Source organism: Albidovulum sp., from assembly GCF_049646345.1.
Classification (GTDB): domain Bacteria; phylum Pseudomonadota; class Alphaproteobacteria; order Rhodobacterales; family Rhodobacteraceae; genus Albidovulum.
This window is the reverse complement of the sequence record NZ_JBARVQ010000016.1, coordinates 1-2,077: the sequence shown is the minus strand read 5'-3', so window position 1 is coordinate 2,077 and position 2,077 is coordinate 1. Positions and strand designations below refer to the sequence as shown.

Below are 2,077 nucleotides of genomic sequence, written 5' to 3'. Positions count from 1 at the left end.
GTGGTCGTGCAGCACGTCAACGTAGCGGATGGTGGGCAGGCCATTGTCGGCAATGTCACCCGGGGGGTGCGAGCGCTGCATCGTCAGCACCCACAAGACTGGCGGGATCACAGAGTTCAAGATCGAGGAATGCGACGGCATTCGGATTGTCCGGGTTCCTGCCGGCAAACATCCCGAAGAACGATCGCAGAAGTGCCGCACCGAACCTGTCCACAAGCCGCAGAGGATGCCCGGCCTCGAGAAGGTTGCTTACTTCACGTTTGTCACGGTTTTTGTTGGGAGAAAACCATTAGTCCAATAAAAATATATAAAAATCAATATCTTGTATTCAAGTATGGCGGCCCCGTCAGGATTCGAACCTGAGACCTACCGCTTAGGAGGCGGTTGCTCTATCCCCTGAGCTACGAGGCCGCGCGCCCCGCAAGACCTTGCTTGGCCTCCCCGGGACGCCCTTTGCATAGTCGCTGCGTGGCAAAGCTTCAAGTTAACTGTGGCTTGCAGTCATGCCGGTTTTTTCTGATCCGGAAGCGATGCCAGATCGGATAGAATCGGGCAATCCGGTCGGTTGTCGCCGGCGCAGGCCCTGATCAGATGCGAGAGCGTTTCACGCATCTGCGTCAACTCTTCGATCTTGGCATCAATGCGCTGCAGATGGCCCTTGGCGATCTGCTTGACGTCAGAACTCGCGCGGTCCTTGTCGGCGTAAAGCTGCATCAGATTCCGGCATTCGTCTATCGTGAAGCCCAGCGACCGGGCGCGCCCGAGAAATGCCAGTTTGTGCAGATCGCTTTCGCGGAAACTGCGGTATCCATTGCCGCTGCGCATCGGCTCCACCAGACCGATATCCTCGTAATAGCGGATCGTTTTCGCCGGCAATCCGGACATTCTGGCGACGTCACCGATGTTCATTCCTGTCTCCTCAGAAAGCAGATTTCGGTTGCAGAACGGCGCGCTGCGGCTGCGGTCTTTGTCCTTCGCCAAGCACCGGGCGGATCAGCCTCAGGCGCAGGGCGTTGGTCAGCACGAATGTGCTCGACAGAGCCATGGCCGCCGCCGCAAGGACAGGCGACAGCATCAATCCGAAGACCGGGTAGAGCGCTCCTGCAGCAACCGGGATCAGTGCGGTATTGTAAGCGAAAGCCCAGAACAGATTCTGACGGATGTTCCGCATCGTGTGGCGCGACACCTCATAGGCGTTCACGACCGCCCGCAGGTCGCCCGACATCAGAACGACATCTGCCGCTTCTATGGCCACGTCCGTGCCCGTTCCGACAGCAAGACCGACATCGGCATGGGCCAGCGCGGGGGCATCGTTGATACCGTCACCAACATAGGCCAGCGTGCCGCCCGCTGTGCGCAGTTGCCCCAAGGCCGCGACCTTACCCTCTGGCAACACTTCGGCGACGACCTTGTCGATCCCGAGCTGACGAGCGATTTCGTTTGCGGTGGCCCGGTTGTCGCCGGTGATCATGGCGACGGTAAGCCCCATTCCATGCAGCGCGTCGATGGCCGATTTCGTTGTTGGCTTGACCGGGTCGGCAACGGCAAGAACGGCGGCGATCCGGCCATCTATCGCGGCGTAAAGAGGCGTCTTGCCCCGTTCGGCAAGCGATGCTCCTGCACCGGCAAGCGTGCTGTGATCCACCTTGCGACCAACCATCAGCCGATCCGCACCGACCAGCACCTGCCGCCCGTCGATCCGGGCCGCCACCCCGAAGCCGGTCAGCGATTCGAAGCTTTCGGCTTCGACCGGCTCGACATGCTCCTGTTCCGCAGCCTGCTGAATTGCCCGTGCGATCGGATGTTCCGATCTCTGTTCCGCGGCGGCCAGAAGCCGCAGCACTTCGGGGCGCTCAAATCCATCCGCCAGGATCAGATCCGTGAGTTGCGGACGGCCTTCGGTCAGCGTGCCAGTCTTGTCGAGAGCAATCACGCTTGTGCCCGACAGCGTCTGAAGCGCTTCACCCTTTCGAAAGAGCACACCCATTTCCGCGCCTCGCCCGGTTCCGACCATGATCGAGGTCGGCGTCGCCAGACCCATCGCGCAGGGGCAGGCGATGATCAGCACTGCGACGCC

The 2,077-nt window shown here is 60.7% G+C and carries 2 protein-coding genes and 1 tRNA gene; all 3 read right to left on the bottom strand.

The window, feature by feature from the left end; genetic code table 11:
• Nucleotides 1-335: 335 nt before the first annotated feature.
• A tRNA-Arg gene (locus WBB85_RS00405) sits at nucleotides 336-411 on the bottom strand.
• 90 nt (nucleotides 412-501) lie between these two features.
• Complete coding sequence (cueR, locus tag WBB85_RS00400) at nucleotides 502-909, bottom strand: Cu(I)-responsive transcriptional regulator (protein WP_432636645.1); 408 nt, start codon at nucleotides 907-909, stop codon at nucleotides 502-504.
• Between the two features lie 10 nt (nucleotides 910-919).
• A partial coding sequence (locus WBB85_RS00395; protein WP_432636644.1) for a heavy metal translocating P-type ATPase occupies nucleotides 920-2,077 on the bottom strand: 1,158 nt, incomplete at its 5' end.

Bases quoted from the DNA above. Each gene is read 5' to 3' on its own strand.
- cueR (WP_432636645.1), bottom strand. From the start codon at position 909: ATGAACATCGGTGACGTCGCCAGAATGTCCGGATTGCCGGCGAAAACG.